The sequence below is a fragment of the Psychrobacter glacincola genome (assembly GCF_904846075.1).
GTDB lineage: Bacteria > Pseudomonadota > Gammaproteobacteria > Pseudomonadales > Moraxellaceae > Psychrobacter > Psychrobacter glacincola_C.
Genome location: NZ_CAJGZH010000001.1, coordinates 413,751 through 432,109 on the forward strand (window position 1 = coordinate 413,751; position 18,359 = coordinate 432,109).

Consider the following 18,359-nt stretch of genomic DNA (forward strand, 5'->3'; position numbering starts at 1 on the left):
TTATATCGGATAGTTATAACCGCTTGGATTAACACATTAGGTGCGAGAAAAAAACATGCTAAAAAATATAATTGGATTACTGGCAGGGTTATTATTTGGCTTTGGACTGCTGATATCAGGCATGACCGATCCTGTTAAAGTACAGGGCTTTTTGGACGTCTTTGGTGCATGGGATATTTCTCTGGCACTGGTGATGGGCGGCGGTCTAATGGTAGCGATAGTCGGTGTACAATTGGCTAAGCGTCAAAAGACCAGCTGGATTGGGTCATCAATTGAGATGCCAACCAAAACCACTATTAATAAAAGATTGTTAATCGGCGCGATGCTATTCGGTATCGGCTGGGGTTTGGTTGGTATTTGCCCAGGTCCCGGTATTGTGCTGCTTGGTACAGGGCAGTGGCAGGCCTATGTCTTTATTCCTGCGATGATAATCGGTATGCTGGTCTATCAATGGCTAGAACCAAAACTTAATTAGTATGGGCTTGCGTAAGAATAGCCAAGCAAAAAGGTCAGTCTAATTCAATTAGGCTGACCCTTTTTTTATCAATGATGCTTCATTAATATTAACGATACTTCCGTATTATTAAGGCTTAATGATAAAGTCTTACTTAGCGCTAGCCGTTACTTTTGGCGTCTCATGTGCCAATGATTTAGCCGCTTGACGCAGCTCAAACTTCTGCACTTTACCGGTGCTGGTTTTTGGAATTTCAGCAAAGATAATATATTTGGGCACTTTAAAACCCGCCAAATGCTGCTTGCAATGTTCCATCACATGGTCGCGCTGCAAGGTGCTGTCTTCATGAATCTCGATGAAGGCGACAGGTACTTCGCCCCATTTATCATGCGGCGCGGCGACGACCGCACAGCTTTGGATTTCTGGCATTTTATATAAGACGTTTTCGACTTCGATACTAGAGATATTTTCGCCACCTGAAATGATGATGTCTTTGAGCCTGTCCATGATTTTTATATAACCATCAGGATATTTAATGCCCAAATCACCAGTACGGAACCAACCATCAGCAAAGGCTTCTTCGGTGGCTTTACGGCTTTTTAGATAACCTTTCATAACCATATTGCCGCGCAATGCTAGCTCGCCCATTTCTTCGCCATCCGCGGCAACTGGCTCCGTGGTGCCTTGTTTAAATAGCTCAAAGCCAGTCATCAAATGTGACGTGACGCCCTGACGTGATTTCTTTTGTGCACGAGTAGCGACATCCAGTTCATCCCATTCTGCTTGTTCCGCGCAGACGGTGACTGGACCATAGACTTCGGTAAGACCGTAAACGTGCGAGATATGAAAGCCCATAGCTTCCATGGCGGCGAGCATGGTTTCAGACGGCGGCGCACCAGCGACCCAGCCTTTGACTTCATGATTGATGGCGTCTTTATATTCAGCTTTGCCGCCAGCAATCATATTATGCACCACAGGCGCTGAGCAATAATGGCTGACTTTATGCTTGGCAATCAGTTGCAAAATCAAATCAGCATCAATCTTGCGCAAGCAGACGTTGACGCCCGCACGTTCGGCAATCGTCCACGGAAAGCACCAACCATTACAGTGAAATAATGGCAGCGTCCATAGATACATCGGGTGCTTGGGCATATCCCAATCTAAAATATTGGAGACGGCATTGAGTGTCGCGCCGCGGTGATGATAGACCACGCCTTTAGGCTTGCCAGTGGTGCCAGAGGTATAGTTGAGGGCGATAGCATCCCATTCATCTAATGGTTTTTCCCAATTATCCAAACTGTCTGCGCTGGCGATTAATGCTTCGTAGCTCATTTGCCCAAAGCGCTCAATATCGAGCGCTGCATCGGTCGCATGAATAACGATAAGATTAGGAAACGCTTCATCGATAATCTCAGCATGCTCAGCAAACTCGCTGTCTAAAATCAACACTTTGGCTTCTGAGTGTTGCAGACAGAAGGTCAGGGCATTGATATCGAGACGGGTGTTCAGTGTACAAAGCACACCGCCTGACATGGGCACCCCAAAAGCGCATTCGACCATCGCTGGCGTGTTCGGCATCATGACCGCCACCGTGTCATTTTTATCGATGCCTAATTTACGTAGACCATCAGCCAGTTGTCTGCAACGATCGTAAGTCTGTTGCCATGTTTGGGTCAGATTATTATGTTCAAGATCGTCATAGATAATAGCGGTTCTGTTAGGATAGACCTGAGCGCTGCGGATAATGAAGTCAATAGGGGTAAGCGGTTGATGGTTGGCAGCATTTTTGCCGAGACCTGTGTGGAAGTCTGTCATGGGGATAGTCCTTTATCTTGCTGTTATAATTCGGTGAATACGCTACAAACCTGCTATAAAGTTGGCTTCGTTATTTATCACTGCTTGCTAAGCTATTAATATTTTGCTGACCTTCCTTGTAGCAACTCGCCGATAGGTGACTCACGGTAAATATTTGTTCGTCCATTATAGACAATGCTCTGTGAAAAGCGAGTATGTTTTTAGCGCTTGCTTATATTGGATGGCATGATCAGTTAGCCTAATTCACATAGTGTTCACTCATCAGTCGCTTGTCTGCATAGCTGATGATAATAGCGGTGTGTTACGATACCAGTGATGTTAAATCCTATCGCTTAACTATTTCTAAAAGCCTCATTTTTAAAAATCTTAACTTTTAAAAAGCCCAGCCAGCTTTAACAAGCATTTCCACAAACCATTCATAAGGAAAATGATATGTCCGCCAGCCGCACTGCCAATACCATCGAAACTGCTAGCACCAATGAACACTACCCACATTTATTTGAGCCGCTAGATTTAGGCTTTACCACGCTTAAAAACCGTATGGTCATGGGCTCAATGCACACAGGGCTTGAAGACCGTTTTTATAACTACGGTAAACTGGCGGCGTATTTTGCAGAACGTGCCAAAGGCGGCGTGGCGATGATGATTACTGGCGGTATCTCGCCCAATCGTGAAGGTTGGTTACTGCCTGCTGGCGGTACCATGAATAGCAAAGCGGACGTGATTAACCATCAGCGTGTGACCCGTGCTGCGCATAAGTATGACAGCAAAATCATCATGCAAATCTTGCACAGTGGTCGCTATGGTTATCATCCATTTGTCGTCTCCTCTAGTCCAATAAAATCACCAATTTCACCCTTTAAACCACGTAAGATGAGTATTAAAAACATCGAACAGACGGTAAAAGATTATGCCCGTTCGGCCAAACTTGCCAAGCAAGCTGGTTATGACGGTGTGGAAATCATGGGCTCAGAAGGCTATTTGCTCAATCAGTTTTTATCGCGTCATGTGAATCAACGTACCGACGAATACGGCGGTGATATTCAAGGTCGTATGAAGCTGGCGGTCGATGTCGTCAAAGCCGTACGCGAAGCTGCTGGTGAAGATTTCATTATCTTATTCCGCTTGTCAGTGATTGATCTGGTCAAAGACGGCAACGTGATGGACGAAGTTATCACCGTTGCCAAAGCGCTAGAAGAAGCGGGCGTGACCATCATGAATACTGGTATCGGCTGGCATGAAGCGCGTGTACCGACGATTGTCACCAGCGTACCGCGTGCCGCGTTTGTTGATTTCACCGCTGAGATTAAAAAGCATATCAGCATCCCCATGATGGCGGCCAACCGTATCAATATGCCAGAAACGGCAGAAGAAATCGTGGCTAGTGGTCAGGCGGATATGATTCAAATGGCGCGTCCATTTTTAGCCGATGCCCATTGGGTCAATAAAGCCAAAGATGGTCAAGCCGATCGTATTAATACCTGTATCGCCTGTAACCAAGCCTGCCTCGACCATACCTTTGAAAACAAACGCTCGACTTGTCTGGTCAATCCACAAGCGTGTTATGAGACAGAATTGGTTTATAAGAAAACCAAGAAACCTAAAAAAGTCGCCGTCATCGGTGGCGGTGTTGCTGGTATGTCAGCGGCGCACGTTGCTGCCTTGCGTGGTCATGAGGTAACCTTGTTTGAAGCAAAAGATATCTTGGTCGGGCAGTTTAACTACGCCAAAGTTATCCCTGGTAAAGAAGAGTTCTTTGAAACCATTCGCTACTATATCAACGAGCTTGAGCATTTAGGCGTTGAGATTAAACTTAATACCAAAGTCGATAAAGCCATGCTTGAGAAAGCCAAATTCCACCATGTCATCGTTGCAACTGGTGTTGTTCCTAGAAGCCTTGCTGGCAAACTGGAAGGCGCGGATTTGCCACAAGTGATGAGCTATGCTGAACTGCTCTCTGGTGAAAAATCCGTCGGTGATACGGTTGCCGTCATCGGTGCTGGCGGTATCGGTTTTGATGTCAGTGAATATCTGACCGCCAAACATGGTCAGCCGCTTGATGAGCTGGGCCCTGAGCTGCTAAAAGACCCAAGCTATCGTCCAAAAGCGCAGTCTATCGAAGAGTGGCGTGAAGAGTGGGGCGTGACTAATGATACTAACTATCAAACTGAGGGTGGACTGATTAAGCCTGAAGCTATCAAACCTATCCGCCAAGTGTACTTGATGCAGCGTACCAAAGGTCGCTTGGGCAGTGGGCTGAATAAAACGTCGGGCTGGGTACATCGTGCCCATGTCAAATCACACGGTGTCATCCAAGTATCAGGTGCTCAGTACGATAAGATCACTAATGAAGGCATTTGGATCACCAATAACCAAGGTCAAAGCCAGTTGCTACGTGTTGATAGCGTCGTGGTCTGTGCTGGTCAAGAGTCAGTGGTTGAGCTGATGCCAAACGTCGGTGATGCACCTGACGCGCAATATCATCTAATCGGTGGCGCTAAGCTTGCTGCTGAGCTAGATGCTAAACGTGCTATAAGAGATGGTGCTGAGGTTGCGGCAGCGATTTAGGGTTTAGTTCAGAAGTAATGAGAGCGGCAAGATAGATTATCTTGCCGCTTTTTTTGTTAGATAATATAGACTTGCTCAGTGTATAGATGATCGTAAAAAGCTATAAGTATCTTTAAATTACTATTTGGATAAAGGCTAAGAGGTATGAGAAAGGAACACTTTCAATTTGGTGACGTAAATTTTAAATGGGGTGATAAGTTATCTGATATAAAAGCTCAGCTTCCTGAAAAAGATACGGTAACGCATTCTTATGAAGAAAGCTATATGCCTGAAACAGTCACTATAAAACTGTCTGAAATGTGGTCTCTTAAAGTTGCTTACTGTCATTTTAGTGCAGCAGATGATGACCGATTGATAGATTCAATATGGATCAACATCCCAGCACAACTATTTAATAGACAACCAATGATTAAAAAGCTAATAGCATATTTAGGATCAGAGTCAAACTACTCCTCCGATAGCCATTACTGTAGTGGTAACGTAGTAGAACACTGTGAATGGATATTTGATAATTGTGTCATTGGCGTTAGCATGTATGGCGGCGTACGAGAGGAAGACGACGAAAGAATTATTGGCTGTTTATCTATATCATTAAGTGATGTAGAGCTTTTAGATTCATTGTATTCAAAGCCTATACGTGATGTAGAGTATAAAATGGCTGACGAGGTTGATATCAGCACTATCCAACTTTTTCAGACACAGCAAGCACAGAGTATGCGACGGTCAAGGGAAAGAGAAGAGTTTCCGAACCATCCTGCTGCTTTCGTCATCCGAGCATTCGATGGGCTGCACAAAGACATGCTTTTTCAAACCCCATTACTTGTTAGCTCAAACATAACTGAATCTGAAGTTTGCACGTGGCAATCTATGACAGGAGATTATTATTTATCGAACTATTGGCAAACTGTAAAACTAGAGAATAATATTTCATCTAAGTGGACTAATCTATTACCCACTAAGTCTTTTGGTGTCTGCTATGTTTCGATAGGAGGTCTGCTAATTATTGACGAAGATAGTAGACCTGAGACAAAAGTATTTGCTGAGCATATTGAAAAAATAATTAAGTCTAAGATAGCGTATTACGAAACATATAACTGTTAGGTTACCTAAGTTAATATCTGGCTCATCATTATCATTGGCTCATGTTTTCAATATCACCTAATGTGAGACCAGTTTCTTGGGTGCTATAAATAACGATACCTTCATCGTCAATTTTACCATTCATGACCAATCTACCGATGCGATTGCTGGCTTCTTGATTGCCTTGGTCGGCGGCCTTTTTGTACCATTCAAAAGCTTCGTCATAGTCTTGCGGCACGCCATAGCCATTCTCGTAGAGACCACCAATATTAAGTTGTGCCACATCTAACCCTTGGTCAGCCGCTTTGGCATACCACTCAAAAGCTTTGTCATAGTCTTGCGTCACACCATAACCGTATTCGTAAAAATTACCAATATTATTTTGAGCGTCAAAAGATCCATTGTTAGCTGCTAGTAGATACCACTGCATTGCTTTTTGATAATCTTGCTCAATACCAATACTCTCATGATACATAATTCCGAGATTGAATTGAGCATCAGAATCTCCTTGGTTAGCAGCTTGCTTAACCCATTCAAATGCTTTTTGATAATTTTGATCTACGCCTAAACCTTCATAATACATAATACCTAGATAATGTTTAGCAGGGGCATAGCCTTGATTGGCAGCTTTTTCAAATAGTTCAAAAGCTTTGTCATCATCTTCAGGGACTGAGTCACCTTCATAGTAGGCTAGTCCGAGTTTATATATTTCAGCAGGAGTGCTTTGATTTGACAGTATCTCTGTATTTGATGACTCTGCTGAGCAAGCAGCAGCCATCAAGCCACTAGAGAATAACGTGACCAGTAATAAAGACTGAATTAAAGGGGTGATTTTTCTTTGATACATCAAAACCTCATTAGGAAACTTTATTTAATTGGCTGATTCGGACTCACTTGCTCATAAGTTTTACCCTGTGGTACGGGTATGCAATCGACCTTTTTTTGCGATTGATCAATCAAGACATGGCTTTATAATTGAAACATCAGCTGAGTCACCTTCAAAATCAAGTTTCTGATTTAAACATTCAATTTTGCTAATCAACTGTTGTTCTTGTTCTTTACTTAGACTCTGTTCATCGTTGTAGTCTTTCTTAGGGTAGCGGTTGAAATCAAGTGCTAAACCATATTCTCTTCTAATAATATACTGCAAGTAATCTAACTGAAAATTTTTTCTTCTTATGTCTTCTGGTAAATCATTACTATCACAATCACATATAGTTTCATACCTATTTAGAATATGAAGTACCTGTGCGTCACCAGCTTTTACTAGTACTTTAGGCGAAGGATAGTAAATAGAAGCCGTACTATATCTATTCCATGCTGTACCATAGTTCTGCTGAGCAAACTCAATGTCTCCCTTTTTTTCAAGATTAAGCAAAAATTGATAGCTTTCTTCTTTTTTAGCGAGGCTTTTAGGAGCTTTCCATCCATCAACGACATGACGTAAAATGGCTTCAGAATCTTCATATTCGTAAACTGTCGAATTTTCTGATGATGAGAGCTCGCTGTCTATTATGGACTTGTCATGGTCTTGAGAAACAATACGTGTCTGCTCATGATCAATATCATCGTTAGAGGTACATGAGGCAAGCGTTATTAGTACGCATAAAGTGAAGGCGACTTTTATCATTATATTTTCCTAATTATCAGCTTGCCTACGTATCTTAGATCAGTTCGACGATGACTTATTAAATAATCGTATATTTGATTCCATAACTTAAGATCTAGTACAGTAACGCAACCTTCAGAGATAGCACCTACATGTACGTAACGGTTATTAGTCTGATATTCTATAGGGAACCATACTTGATGACACTTTAAAGCAGGGTACGCAGGTTTATATTGTTCTGTATACTCTTTATCATGAGGAACATCAGGGACTAATATATTGTATGTTCCCTCGGGCAAAGGATTCAGTGAATCAGCTCCTATAGTAGTCAACGAAACGGTTGCTGTATTTCCCGTAAAACTTAAACGTGCAGGAATTTGCCTGATATCTTTACGAATTACAGAATATATGGTACGTTCTTTGCCCGAATATATAACTTCTATCACAGCACCAGAAGAGGATATGGTAGGTTTTTCTCCTGAAAGGTATAGCTTCGCATTTCCATCAGTAAGTGAAGCTAACTTACCCTTAAAACTCCCATCCATTATTCTAAAGTAAGTTCTTCCTTCTTTACTGTTAGTAATCTGAATTTTTGTTCTTTCACAAAGAGATGCAGATTTTGAATTATCCAATCTAACACGAAGCCAGCCACTATCAGTCCCGTCACTTTCCTTAGTGGATTTAATAAATCTTACTGGACTTACCTGCTGTCTAGAACCAGTATTAGTATTAGTCTTTGCTCTAATACCTAAAGTTTTTAAAAGCCCATCCATAATTAATCCCTACTTAAAATATTAAATAAAAATAATATTTATACTTTTTCCGATGTCAGTACTTACGCGTTTAGTCAAGCCTTCTGAATCGGTTGTACCAGTAGCCAAAACTTCTTGCGTTTCAGTGTCAAGAACTTGATAGTCCACGTTAGATATAGGTTGATCATTTTCGTCTAAAACTTGAAATTGTTCGTCATATTGTTCTTCGGAGGAATTACTCATATCCGACTTCGGAAACACCAAAGGCGCTTCCTGCGCAATACTACCCACATCAAAGTCAGACTCCGCAAACGACTGCTGACTAGCAATCAGCTTAGCGCCGCAGCTAGTGACATCACCGCCACGTGCAATAGGCGCACCATCGACAATAAAGGAGGCATCACCACTAACAATAGTGGTGACCTTTTTGCATTTTTTACAGATCACTTTATCGCCTTTACGCGCGACAGGGATGCCGTTATGAGTGGTGTGCGGTGAGCCGGAGATGACCGTCCCACCGTGAGAGGTCTTTGCGCCGACGGTGATATAGGCTGCCATAGTGCTACCTTGCTTAAACGTTTAAAGTTTGGATTGTTATAGCGATTCTGTTATTTGCATGACATTATAGAGGGCTACAGCGTTAAATATCAAACTTAAGTTTGTTTAAAAGTGGAGTTTGTATCGCAAGATTAGCCTGCTCAAAGCATAAAAATATTTGAATAATTGACGGTAGTAAGAAATTGAGACTCTTTATTTATTAATCTAAGGTATTAATAACAAGCAAAAATCTAACCTTCCATCTCGCTAGTCAGCCACTTAGAAACATCGTCAATGTGTGCTGCTAACTCAGGATGCGCTTTAGCTAAGTCATCGAGCTTGTTTTTAATAGCTTCTTTATCATATTTAATATCAGTCAGCGTGTCTTTTAATAGCTCAATCAACTCAACATTTAATGCGTCAGAGAAGATGACTACTTCGCGTATCACTGCTTGCTTCACATCAAGGTGACAATCAATAATGCCCCAATCAAAGCGCGTTTCAATGTGATGGGTAAATTCAGGCGTCTTACCAAAGCGCCAATCCCAATCTGCCATCTGTTGATAGTATTTGTTCAATGTAGGTTGTTTGGCGAGGCTGGCTTCATCTAATTCTTCTACTGGCGCGGTGTCACTATAATATTCACAAAACGCCTCGATAATCGCAGCAGATAAGGTTTCGTGATTAATAGCATCGTTAAATTCTACTAAGTTTGCCACGCGAGCGCGCACGGATTTGATACCTTTTGCTTTCAGTTTAAGCGGATGCGGATTGAGATAATCGCCCAGCTTTTGCATGTTGGCATTTACGAGTAACGTACCATGATGAAAGCTGCGATCGGCGGCATGTTTAAACGCGCTGCCTGATATTTTTTTATCACCGACTTGCATATCATTACGACCAGATAAATCTGCGTCTATGCCTAACTTCTTTAGCGCATTAATGATGATGGTGAAGTTTGCCTCTTGGTCGTAGTCGGCTTTGGGTGATAAAAAGGTAAAGTTGGTATTGCCCAAATCATGAAACACCGCGCCGCCACCACTTTGTCGGCGCGCCAAAAACACATCGTCGGCTTCCATCTTATCGATTTTGCATTCTACCCATGGGTTTTGCGAGCGCCCAATGACCACGGTCTCGCTATTGCGCCATAAGAAGAGCGTGTGCGAGTCTGGGTTGAGCGTATTAAATATCCAATCCTCTGTGGCGAGGTTAAACCAAGGGTTGGTCACGGCAGATTTTAAGATACGCAGTTTCATTATTTATCCTTTTTCTCGGATGGTTTTTCTAGAGTGAATATTATAAATAAATACTGTCATTGTTGCCGATGCGAGGTTGGAATTCAATGGCTGTGTGGTAGGTAGGATGGTTTTAGGATTTGAATATTGGGGTAGAGCGGGGCGTATTAGTTGAAGTTTGAGAAGAGGATGTATAGATTTTGAGGAATGATTAGTTTATGGAGCTAATCCTGCTATTCGCTTGTATCTAACTTGTCAATGGCGTGCGGACTGGTTTGTCTGGTGGCGTTCCAACATTCGAGCGACCACCCCCAGCCATAGTCCGCAACGCCATCGTCGGCGTTAGGATACCGCTACTATCAGGGCTAGCGGTGAGATCTGCTACCTTCTATACATCTATCGTGATTGAAATTATGGTCATTCGCAATAATTCATAGATTGACGTTTTAGACTATAGAATTACGGAAAGTAAAAGCTAGACAAGATTCCTAGCCTATATACCAAGTAACTTTGCGAGCCTGTCTCTAGCTTCTAACGTACTTTTAGGTACTCCAGAGCTAAGTTGTGAAAAATAATTTAATGTGCCATCTAAAGACATACTTTCTTTTTTCAAAAATTCTAAATCTAAGTCATTAGAAACTCTCAATAGAAAGTTACTTTTTTGACGTAACTCTTTAAATTTTTCATTAGTTGGTTGTGTTTTACCATTGCATAAGGCAATACCTGTAATGACAGGAACTTGACTGTTTGAATATTTACGAGTTTTCTGCTTATTTATGGTATGACCGTGTCTTTCAACTATTTTAGACATAGTATTAAGCATACCCATATCAACTTTTTCACCTGAGATAGTAACATCGTCAGCATATACTGTAATACAGATTTTTAGTGTTTCTGCCAAACTATGCATTTCATCAAACATTGTTCTATTAACTAAAAAGTTTAAATAGATGCTTACTTGACTTCCTGTAGGAAGATGATTGTCATAACTACATATTTTAGAAAGCAAAAAAGCAATATCGGGAGAGCACTTTAAGTCGTTTTTAAAAAACACCCTAATCTTATCTTGAGTAATGTTTTGATAAAATGCTTTGATATCAAAAGTTATGACTTGTTCTGAGCCTAAATGAGCTTTTGAATTTGTGATATGGGAATATTGCTTTTTAAAAGAATGTAAATAGGTAGGCGTAGCTATACGAGACAGAAGACTAGCAAGCTTATTATGTATTACATATATTTCATTGAAAGGCTCTTGAATCTCTCGATCATCTTTGTTCGTAAAAACATTGTAACGACTATCATTGTTACCATTTAGCTTCTTAATATCCTTTAAAGGCATAGCAAGTAGTACTGAAAGCTTTTTAAACTAGATAGTCTATATAAAGGAGACTGATGAATTGGGTACTGTTTATTGAAGTGTCTAACTTTGAGTTTTCTCTTTTTTTTCATCAACAGAATCACTCCATTCTAGTAATTTTAGTAAAAACTTCCTTGATTTTACTTTAAGCTTGTTAATAGATGAACCAGAGCCACTATCTAGTTCTTCGGAAAAGTATATTAAGGATGATACTGGTATATCAAATAATTCTGAGTACTTTTGAAGCAAATCTAAACTTGGTGACTTTTTACCACTCTCAATCTCAGATAAATATGAGTTAGAAATACCTATATTGTTAGCTAATTCGTTTTGTTTCATGTTATGAAATTCACGAATCTTTTTAAGAGCTTGATTAATCATATGAACCTCACATGCGTTTAGGATGACACTCAAGAATCCTTATCAAAATAGCTGTCAAGCAAGTCAAAGAACTTTAACAATACTAACAATCCTTTGAAGAGTTTCCAGATGAATTTTTTCTTACGATTCTTGAGTGCTCGTTGGGATTTAATAGGTTCTTTCATAAATAACTCCTCTAATAAAGCCAGCGAAATGCTGACCTCTCATCGTAATTAGAGGAAAGACGTGTCCCAACGACAAGTCCCAATGCCACACTCTTGCGCTCATCGCAAGAGTGTGAGCCCTCGGTCATTATGCTCTCTGTGTCCGTAGAGTTCACAATACCCGGGAAAGGATTAGAGAATAAAATATTCTCCACAGGTACGAATTGATACCTAAATAACAATGATGAGATTTCTAGTCTTGAAACCTATTAACGAAATAATAGTAATACATATATTCGTTAAATGCAAACTTAATTCGCTGTCAGCGTACAAAATATCAATAAATATTTTGATTTTTTATTAACAAGACATTGTTTTTGAAAGTGTTTTTGATTTTATCTCGTGTCAGAGTAGATGTGACTTATATGATTAATTTACCCTAGTTATGTTAAGGCAACCACAACTACTCAAACCGTGCCAGCGCTTCGCCCAGATGAGTAGATACAAGCAGATGGCAGGAAATAAATTCCACAAATCCAAAACCCAAAAAAAACGCTCCTAAAGAGCGTTTCCATCTAACCAACTTCTAACCCCTTACCCAAAATCTCCTTTCAAAATACTAGCCATATTACGCTCAGCAAGACCGGTGATAAAAACATACGGATTGACGCCAGCGCTACCGGGGATTAACGCGCCATCTTGCACATAGATATTTTTATGACCTTTGACGCGACCAAATTCATCGGTAGCTTTGCCAAGTACACAGCCGCCGAGCGGGTGATAGCAGAAGTTATCACCGAAGCCTTTGGTAAATAGCAAGCTTGAGGTAGAGCCGCCATTAGCTTTGGCTAGCTTATCTAACAGCTCTTTAGCTGCATTTACCGAATACTCATTTTGCTTACGTTTCCAGTTAAGCTTGACGGTTTTGGTGGCTTTATCATAATAATAATTGCCACGTTCTGGGTTGTCGGTGATGGCGAGATAGAGCGTCGTCCAAGTTTCAAGTCCTAACGGTAGTGGCGCGAGTTCAGCAAAGATTTTATACTTTGAGCCGTCTCTATCGCCGTCCCACATATTGATGCCTTTGACCGGAATGGTGGATTGGGTGGTGCCAGCAGCGTGGACGAAATTGCGTCCCGTCATGATGTTACCGTTGGGTCCCCAATGTTGACCAATATGCTCGTTTAAGTTATTAAGCTTGCCTTCAGCTTGGCTTTTGAGTAGCAGCTCTGAGGTTCCCGTACTGCCTGCATTAAGGAAGAGCTTATCGCAAGTGTAATACTCAACTTTATCGATGCCGCCTGTGGTATTGATGACATGGACTTCTAAACGCAGTTGGTCGTTATCGAGCGCTTGAATAGTATTAACTTTGCGCAAGGTTTTGACCGTGACATTGCCAGTAGATTCGGCGTCTTTTAAGTAGGTTAAATCCAATGAAAACTTGCCAGCGTTATTGCCATAGATAACTTCACCGCCGAGCGCGGATTTATACACTTCGCCGCGCGCTTCCTTTTGCATATAGTCAAAATCGTAGCTATTACCGAAAAACTCTGTTTTTAGTCCCGCCCTTGAAGCTTGGCGTTCAGCTGAACGAGTAAATTCGTAGTGCTCGGATTGATTAAAAAACGACTCAGGAATTTGGCTGACTTTCAGGTTTTTCATCGCGCGGGGAAAGTAAGTGTCATACATCTCATCAGCATCAATCCAAGGGAACGTTTCTTCAAAGTGCGAGCGTCTGGGCTGAATGGCAATCGCGCCATTGACGATAGAGCCGCCACCATAAGCACGCCCTGCAAAGACTTTCATATCCTCATATTCGATTAAATCTAAAACCCCAGGATATTTTCTGATAGGGATTGGAATCGGAATAGGAGCGTTTGGCATATTGCTAAACCAGCTTGAGCGTTTATCAGCGTTAATCATTTTGCAAAAGGTATCATGCTTGGGACTTCTATCCCAGCGCATCCCCATCTCAAGGATTAAAACCTTGTGACCTTTTTCGCTGAGTCGTAGTGCCGATACCGCGCCACCATAGCCACTACCAACGATGATATTAGGAAAATACCCAGCTTGAGTAATTTTGCTTGGTAGCTTTGGCTGCTTGGCAAGCGTTTGGCAACCACTCACTGCCGTGGAGGTGCTGATAGCGCCTAAGCTTAAACCCATGGCTTTAATCAGTTGGCGTCGTTGCATGGTGTATCCTAATTTGATATTTAAGCTAAAAAGCCCGTATGAAATAATATTAGCTTTAGACTGCAAAGGTGCGCTAAGCCAAGCGAGCATCATATTAGCAAACATAGGTTGCGTTATTATTTCAGTCACGCGATTGCTGTAATACTTATAGTCAAATAGGGCTTTCATTCACTAATTATTTTTGCCAGTTTTTATTGAATGACCTTAGCAAGTCTCTTAGTCAATTATTTTTAGAGTGACGTGTAAACTTGACCGAATAGAGAATTTCGCTTATTATCTTGTTTCAATGTACTAGAACATAAATATATTCAATTATTCTTATCCTTAAAAAAGCTAAATAATTCGGCAAAAATGCCAATACTAATACTCCATTTAAAATAATAAGGGTTAATTATGACAACGCAAAATACAGAAGCTGGCTACGGTTTACATCAATCAATACTACCGAATAACGATGGTTTATATGGCGAGTTCGGTGGCAAAATTGGTCATCCTGAGCTTGCCAAAGCCATGGCAGAAATCGAATTAGGCTTTCGTGAAATCATTAAAGACGATGATTTTATCGCTGAGATGAAGCGCTTGCGTGAGACCTATGTTGGTCGTCCAAGTCCTATTTATCATGCGCAGCGTTTGACGGAGCATTGCGGCGGCGCGCAGATTTATTTTAAGCGTGAAGATTTAAATCATACGGGCGCGCACAAGATTAATCACTGTTTGGGTGAAGTGTTATTAGCCAAAAAATTAGGCAAAAAAAAGGTGATTGCGGAAACGGGTGCGGGGCAACATGGCGTAGCATTAGCGACGGCAGCAGCATTGATGGGTTTGGAGTGTGAGATTCACATGGGTGTGGTGGATATTAAAAAGGAGCATCCAAACGTCAGCCGGATGAAGATTTTGGGTGCCAATATCGTGCCAGTCTCGCGTGGCGCTGGTACACTAAAAGAAGCAGTCGATAGCGCCTTTGAAACCTATCTTAATGAGCTCGATACTAGTATGTTTGCGATTGGCTCGGCACTGGGACCTGCGCCCTATCCTGAAATGGTCAGCTATTTTCAGTCAGTGGTCGGACATGAAGCGCGGGCGCAGTTCCTAGCGACGACCGGTAGGCTACCTAATAAGGTTGTGGCCTGTATTGGCGGCGGCTCCAATGCAATTGGTATGTTTAGCGGCTTTTTTGATGATAAAGATGTAGAAAAAATAGGCGTGGAACCCGCAGGTGAAGGTCTGGATACCCCTAATCATGCGGCGACAATGTCGCTCGGCGTGAAAGGTGAGATTCATGGTTTTAAATGTTACGTGCTGCTCGATGAAAAAGGCGAGCCAGCTCCCGTACATTCGATTGCTTCTGGTCTTGATTATCCTGGGGTTGGACCACAGCACTCGCATCTGCGAGATTTAAAACTGGCTACTTATGAGTCGGCGACTGATGCTGAATGTCTAGAAGCGTTTATGGCATTGTCGCGCCTTGAGGGTATCATTCCTGCCTTAGAGTCGGCACATGCCATCGCTTATGCGATGAAAATTGCCAAAGATATGTCAGCGGATGAGACAATTTTGGTCAATTTGTCAGGGCGCGGCGATAAGGATATTGACTTTATTTTGGATAAAGTAAATTTGTAGAAGAAATCAGTGATAAATACAGAAAATACAACATCAATCGAGCAATTAAAAAGTTATCATCGAGGTTTTTTTATCACACGATACTTTTTACGACTAAGCCTTTTATAACTGCGTTTTTATGATGAATTTATTAATAACAATCATTTCATAACGAGAAGTTCATAAATAGCCATTTTATAAGTAAGGAGCAATCGTCTAACGCTTGATAGGATCACCACATGTCTAACCGCGACCTCATTATTTTTATCACCTTATCCTTTATGTGGTCGCTGTCTTTTATTTTTTATCGTATCGGCGTGCCTGAGTTTGGCTCGTTAGCTTTTGCGAGCCTTCGTGTGGTCTTGGCTGGGCTGACCATGCTGGTTTTTGTTTTAATCAGCCCAAAAACAGAGAGGGTATACGGGATAACTGGAAAGTGTTGACGCTGGTTGGATTATTTTCTGCGGCTATTCCCTTTATCCTGTTTGCCTTTTCAGCGCGATCGGTAAACGCAGGGGTGTTGGCGGTGCTCAATGCGTCTGTGCCGATGATGAGCGGTTTCATCGCCAGTACCTTTTTTAAAGACAGACTGTCAAGAACACAACTTCTCGGTTTAGTCATCGGTGTTATCGGTGTGATTATTTTGATGAGTGAAAACTTATTTGGCGGTAGCGGGCAGGGCGCTGAGTCAAGTTCAGGGTTGCTACCAATGGGCTATGCGTTATTGGCCTGTGTCGGTTATGCCGTCGGTGCCAATATTACCAGAAACTACTTATACAGTGTCTCGCCAGTGGCAATTACCGCAGGTTCGCTCATCATTGCCAGTGTGATCATGTTGCCGATAGCAGTCTACGAATTCCCATATGGTAAAAGCATTAGCCTTACTGCTTGGGTTTCTGTCATTTGTATTGGCGTATTTTCAACCGCCATTGCCTTGATTTTTATGAATCAATTGATAAAAAGTATTGGTCCTATGCGCGCAACCAGTATTACCTTGGTGATTCCGATTTTTGCGATTATATTGGGTTACTTATTGCTTGGTGAAGCATTGGACACACCTGCGATCATCGGCTCGATGGTGATATTGTTTGGCACTTACTTGTCTTTAGAGTTGTCCATTAAAAAGATGCTCAAATTGTAAAAATCTCGATTGGGTCATCGTTCAACACGCCCTAAGTAGACTTTTGACTGAGAGGTTGTGAGTACACGTTATTGATAAATAATGTTATTTTGCTATTTATGTTTTTCAATGATTAAAGCCATTCGCTTAATAGGCTAATAAGAGGCGTTGAATAATGAGTATTATCAATACCGATATCATGCCATATTGATATTTTTATTGGTCATTTTTCCTTGGAATTATCACGTTTGCCCCCTATAAAGACTACGGATTATAAATAGCGTATTAAAAAACGAGCGCGCTATTTATTCATTAATAACAAACCAATCATTATGGTTTTATAACAACAAATAAGGCTTTTTATGGCACACGATAATTTATTTGAACCCGTAGAAATGGGTACGCAAACCCTAAAAAACCGCATCATCATGGCACCGTTGACACGTCTACGTTCAATCGAACCTGGTGATGTACCGACGGCACTTGCTGGAGAGTATTATTCACAGCGTGCGAGTGCTGGGCTTGTTATTACTGAAGCGACGCAGGTATCTTTTCAGGCAAAAGGCTATGCTGGTGCGCCGGGTATCCATACCCAAGATCAAATCACTGCGTGGAAAACCATCGTTGATAATGTCCATGCCAAAGGTGGCAAAATTGTCGTACAGCTATGGCACACAGGATTGGTCGCGCATGAAAGCGTGCAGCCTGATGGCAAAGCGCCGATTTCAGCGTCTGATGTGCATGTCGGTGTGCGTACGTCATTGCGTGATAGCAATAATCACGCCATCCGTGTTGAAGCGACCACGCCACGTCCAGCGACACTTGATGAGATTAAGCAAGTCATCGCTGATTTTGCCCAAGCGACCAAAAATGCTAAAGAAGCAGGCTTTGATGGAGTAGAGATTCATGGTGCGCATGGTTATCTATTGCATCAGTTTTGGGTTGAGCAAACCAATCAGCGTGATGATGAGTATGGCGGTAGCCGTGAGAATCGTGCGCGTCTGACTCTTGATGTCATTGATGCTTGTGTTGATGCGTGGGATGCTGATCATGTGGGTATTCGTATCTCGCCACTTGGCACGTTTAACAATGTAGAAGCAGGCTACAACGAAGACGAAAACATCTGGCTAGTTGAACAGATCAACAAGCGTGGTCTGATGTATTTGCATATCTCTGAGCCTGATTGGGCAGGTGGTACGCCTTATAGTGATGCATTCCGTCAGCGTGTCCGTGATGCTTTTGATAATATGATCATCGCTGCTGGTGGCTATACGGCTGAAAAAGCGGAGAAAAACATCAAAGACGGCTATATCGATGCGGTTGCTTTTGGCCGTGATTATATCGCCAATCCTGATTTGGTTGAGCGTATCCGAGAAGGGGCAGCGCTCAATGAGCAGCATCCAGAGAGTTTTTATGGTGGTGGTAATGAAGGCTATACCGATTATCCATTCCTTAACCAAGCATAATGGATAATCAGCTGCCCTTATGATTAGCTAACCTTAAGGTGTGTTAAAAA

The 18,359-nt window shown here is 41.8% G+C and carries 16 protein-coding genes; 7 read left to right on the forward strand and 9 right to left on the reverse strand.

Features of this window, described 5'->3' with window-relative positions; translation table 11 throughout:
* The first annotated feature begins 55 nt into the window (after positions 1 to 55).
* Positions 56 to 475, forward strand: a complete 420-nt coding sequence (locus tag JMW85_RS01835; protein WP_201580775.1) for a DUF6691 family protein — start codon at positions 56 to 58, stop codon at positions 473 to 475.
* 129 nt (positions 476 to 604) lie between these two features.
* On the opposite strand, the gene JMW85_RS01840 is transcribed toward JMW85_RS01835, so the two are convergent.
* Complete coding sequence (locus tag JMW85_RS01840) at positions 605 to 2,269, reverse strand: AMP-binding protein (protein ID WP_201580776.1); 1,665 nt, start codon at positions 2,267 to 2,269, stop codon at positions 605 to 607.
* Positions 2,270 to 2,701: 432 nt separating this feature from the next.
* Here JMW85_RS01840 and JMW85_RS01845 point away from each other — a divergent pair, with 432 nt between their 5' ends.
* Both JMW85_RS01845 and JMW85_RS01850 read left to right on the forward strand, forming a co-directional pair.
* Positions 2,702 to 4,837 (forward strand): NADPH-dependent 2,4-dienoyl-CoA reductase, encoded by a 2,136-nt coding sequence (locus JMW85_RS01845; RefSeq protein ID WP_201580777.1) that lies wholly within the window; start codon positions 2,702 to 2,704, stop codon positions 4,835 to 4,837.
* Between the two features lie 144 nt (positions 4,838 to 4,981).
* On the forward strand, positions 4,982 to 5,938 hold the full coding sequence (locus JMW85_RS01850) for a hypothetical protein (protein ID WP_201580778.1): 957 nt from the start codon (positions 4,982 to 4,984) through the stop codon (positions 5,936 to 5,938).
* 31 nt (positions 5,939 to 5,969) lie between these two features.
* On the opposite strand, the gene JMW85_RS01855 is transcribed toward JMW85_RS01850, so the two are convergent.
* The 8 genes from JMW85_RS01855 to JMW85_RS01890 all read right to left on the reverse strand — a co-directional run bounded on the left by JMW85_RS01855 (position 5,970) and on the right by JMW85_RS01890 (position 14,124).
* Positions 5,970 to 6,764 (reverse strand): tetratricopeptide repeat protein, encoded by a 795-nt coding sequence (locus JMW85_RS01855; RefSeq protein ID WP_193009239.1) that lies wholly within the window; start codon positions 6,762 to 6,764, stop codon positions 5,970 to 5,972.
* Positions 6,765 to 6,869: 105 nt separating this feature from the next.
* Entirely contained in the window at positions 6,870 to 7,547 is a 678-nt protein-coding gene (locus JMW85_RS01860; protein ID WP_193009240.1) for a hypothetical protein, read from the reverse strand.
* Positions 7,547 to 8,299: a hypothetical protein gene (locus JMW85_RS01865; protein ID WP_060490284.1), complete on the reverse strand. Its 753-nt coding sequence runs from the start codon at positions 8,297 to 8,299 to the stop codon at positions 7,547 to 7,549. Before JMW85_RS01865 ends, JMW85_RS01860 begins: the two co-directional genes overlap by 1 nt.
* A gap of 21 nt (positions 8,300 to 8,320) precedes the next feature.
* On the reverse strand, positions 8,321 to 8,836 hold the full coding sequence (locus JMW85_RS01870) for a PAAR domain-containing protein (protein WP_201580779.1): 516 nt from the start codon (positions 8,834 to 8,836) through the stop codon (positions 8,321 to 8,323).
* Between the two features lie 230 nt (positions 8,837 to 9,066).
* The gene (locus tag JMW85_RS01875) at positions 9,067 to 10,071 is read right to left on the reverse strand and encodes a lipoate--protein ligase (protein WP_201580780.1); all 1,005 of its coding nucleotides are present in this window, start codon (positions 10,069 to 10,071) and stop codon (positions 9,067 to 9,069) included.
* 472 nt (positions 10,072 to 10,543) lie between these two features.
* Complete coding sequence (locus JMW85_RS01880; protein ID WP_201580781.1) at positions 10,544 to 11,389, reverse strand: reverse transcriptase family protein; 846 nt, start codon at positions 11,387 to 11,389, stop codon at positions 10,544 to 10,546.
* Positions 11,390 to 11,470: 81 nt separating this feature from the next.
* On the reverse strand, positions 11,471 to 11,788 hold the full coding sequence (locus JMW85_RS01885; protein WP_201580782.1) for a helix-turn-helix domain-containing protein: 318 nt from the start codon (positions 11,786 to 11,788) through the stop codon (positions 11,471 to 11,473).
* A gap of 737 nt (positions 11,789 to 12,525) precedes the next feature.
* On the reverse strand, positions 12,526 to 14,124 hold the full coding sequence (locus JMW85_RS01890; protein WP_201580783.1) for a GMC oxidoreductase: 1,599 nt from the start codon (positions 14,122 to 14,124) through the stop codon (positions 12,526 to 12,528).
* Between the two features lie 393 nt (positions 14,125 to 14,517).
* Here JMW85_RS01890 and trpB point away from each other — a divergent pair, with 393 nt between their 5' ends.
* From trpB to JMW85_RS01905, 4 genes are all read left to right on the forward strand, one after another.
* Positions 14,518 to 15,744 carry a tryptophan synthase subunit beta gene (trpB, locus tag JMW85_RS01895; RefSeq protein WP_201580784.1) on the forward strand — a complete coding sequence of 409 codons (1,227 nt, stop codon included), beginning with the start codon at positions 14,518 to 14,520 and terminating at the stop codon, positions 15,742 to 15,744.
* A gap of 218 nt (positions 15,745 to 15,962) precedes the next feature.
* Positions 15,963 to 16,166: an EamA family transporter gene (locus JMW85_RS14365; protein ID WP_265090724.1), complete on the forward strand. Its 204-nt coding sequence runs from the start codon at positions 15,963 to 15,965 to the stop codon at positions 16,164 to 16,166.
* On the forward strand, positions 16,160 to 16,864 hold the full coding sequence (locus JMW85_RS14370; RefSeq protein ID WP_265090725.1) for a DMT family transporter: 705 nt from the start codon (positions 16,160 to 16,162) through the stop codon (positions 16,862 to 16,864). Before JMW85_RS14365 ends, JMW85_RS14370 begins: the two co-directional genes overlap by 7 nt.
* A 341-nt stretch (positions 16,865 to 17,205) precedes the next feature.
* Positions 17,206 to 18,309 (forward strand): alkene reductase, encoded by a 1,104-nt coding sequence (locus tag JMW85_RS01905; RefSeq protein WP_201580785.1) that lies wholly within the window; start codon positions 17,206 to 17,208, stop codon positions 18,307 to 18,309.
* The last annotated feature ends 50 nt before the right edge of the window (positions 18,310 to 18,359 follow it).

What these genes read in the sequence shown, in the direction of transcription:
- JMW85_RS01835 (WP_201580775.1), top strand. Translation starts at nt 56, where the DNA reads ATGCTAAAAAATATAATTGGATTACTGGCAGGGTTATTATTTGGCTTT.
- JMW85_RS01840 (WP_201580776.1), bottom strand. Translation starts at nt 2,269, where the DNA reads ATGACAGACTTCCACACAGGTCTCGGCAAAAATGCTGCCAACCATCAA.
- JMW85_RS01845 (WP_201580777.1), top strand. Translation starts at nt 2,702, where the DNA reads ATGTCCGCCAGCCGCACTGCCAATACCATCGAAACTGCTAGCACCAAT.
- JMW85_RS01850 (WP_201580778.1), top strand. Translation starts at nt 4,982, where the DNA reads ATGAGAAAGGAACACTTTCAATTTGGTGACGTAAATTTTAAATGGGGT.
- JMW85_RS01855 (WP_193009239.1), bottom strand. Translation starts at nt 6,764, where the DNA reads ATGTATCAAAGAAAAATCACCCCTTTAATTCAGTCTTTATTACTGGTC.
- JMW85_RS01860 (WP_193009240.1), bottom strand. Translation starts at nt 7,547, where the DNA reads ATGATAAAAGTCGCCTTCACTTTATGCGTACTAATAACGCTTGCCTCA.
- JMW85_RS01865 (WP_060490284.1), bottom strand. Translation starts at nt 8,299, where the DNA reads ATGGATGGGCTTTTAAAAACTTTAGGTATTAGAGCAAAGACTAATACT.
- JMW85_RS01870 (WP_201580779.1), bottom strand. Translation starts at nt 8,836, where the DNA reads ATGGCAGCCTATATCACCGTCGGCGCAAAGACCTCTCACGGTGGGACG.
- JMW85_RS01875 (WP_201580780.1), bottom strand. Translation starts at nt 10,071, where the DNA reads ATGAAACTGCGTATCTTAAAATCTGCCGTGACCAACCCTTGGTTTAAC.
- JMW85_RS01880 (WP_201580781.1), bottom strand. Translation starts at nt 11,389, where the DNA reads ATGCCTTTAAAGGATATTAAGAAGCTAAATGGTAACAATGATAGTCGT.
- JMW85_RS01885 (WP_201580782.1), bottom strand. Translation starts at nt 11,788, where the DNA reads ATGATTAATCAAGCTCTTAAAAAGATTCGTGAATTTCATAACATGAAA.
- JMW85_RS01890 (WP_201580783.1), bottom strand. Translation starts at nt 14,124, where the DNA reads ATGCAACGACGCCAACTGATTAAAGCCATGGGTTTAAGCTTAGGCGCT.
- trpB (WP_201580784.1), top strand. Translation starts at nt 14,518, where the DNA reads ATGACAACGCAAAATACAGAAGCTGGCTACGGTTTACATCAATCAATA.
- JMW85_RS14365 (WP_265090724.1), top strand. Translation starts at nt 15,963, where the DNA reads ATGTCTAACCGCGACCTCATTATTTTTATCACCTTATCCTTTATGTGG.
- JMW85_RS01905 (WP_201580785.1), top strand. Translation starts at nt 17,206, where the DNA reads ATGGCACACGATAATTTATTTGAACCCGTAGAAATGGGTACGCAAACC.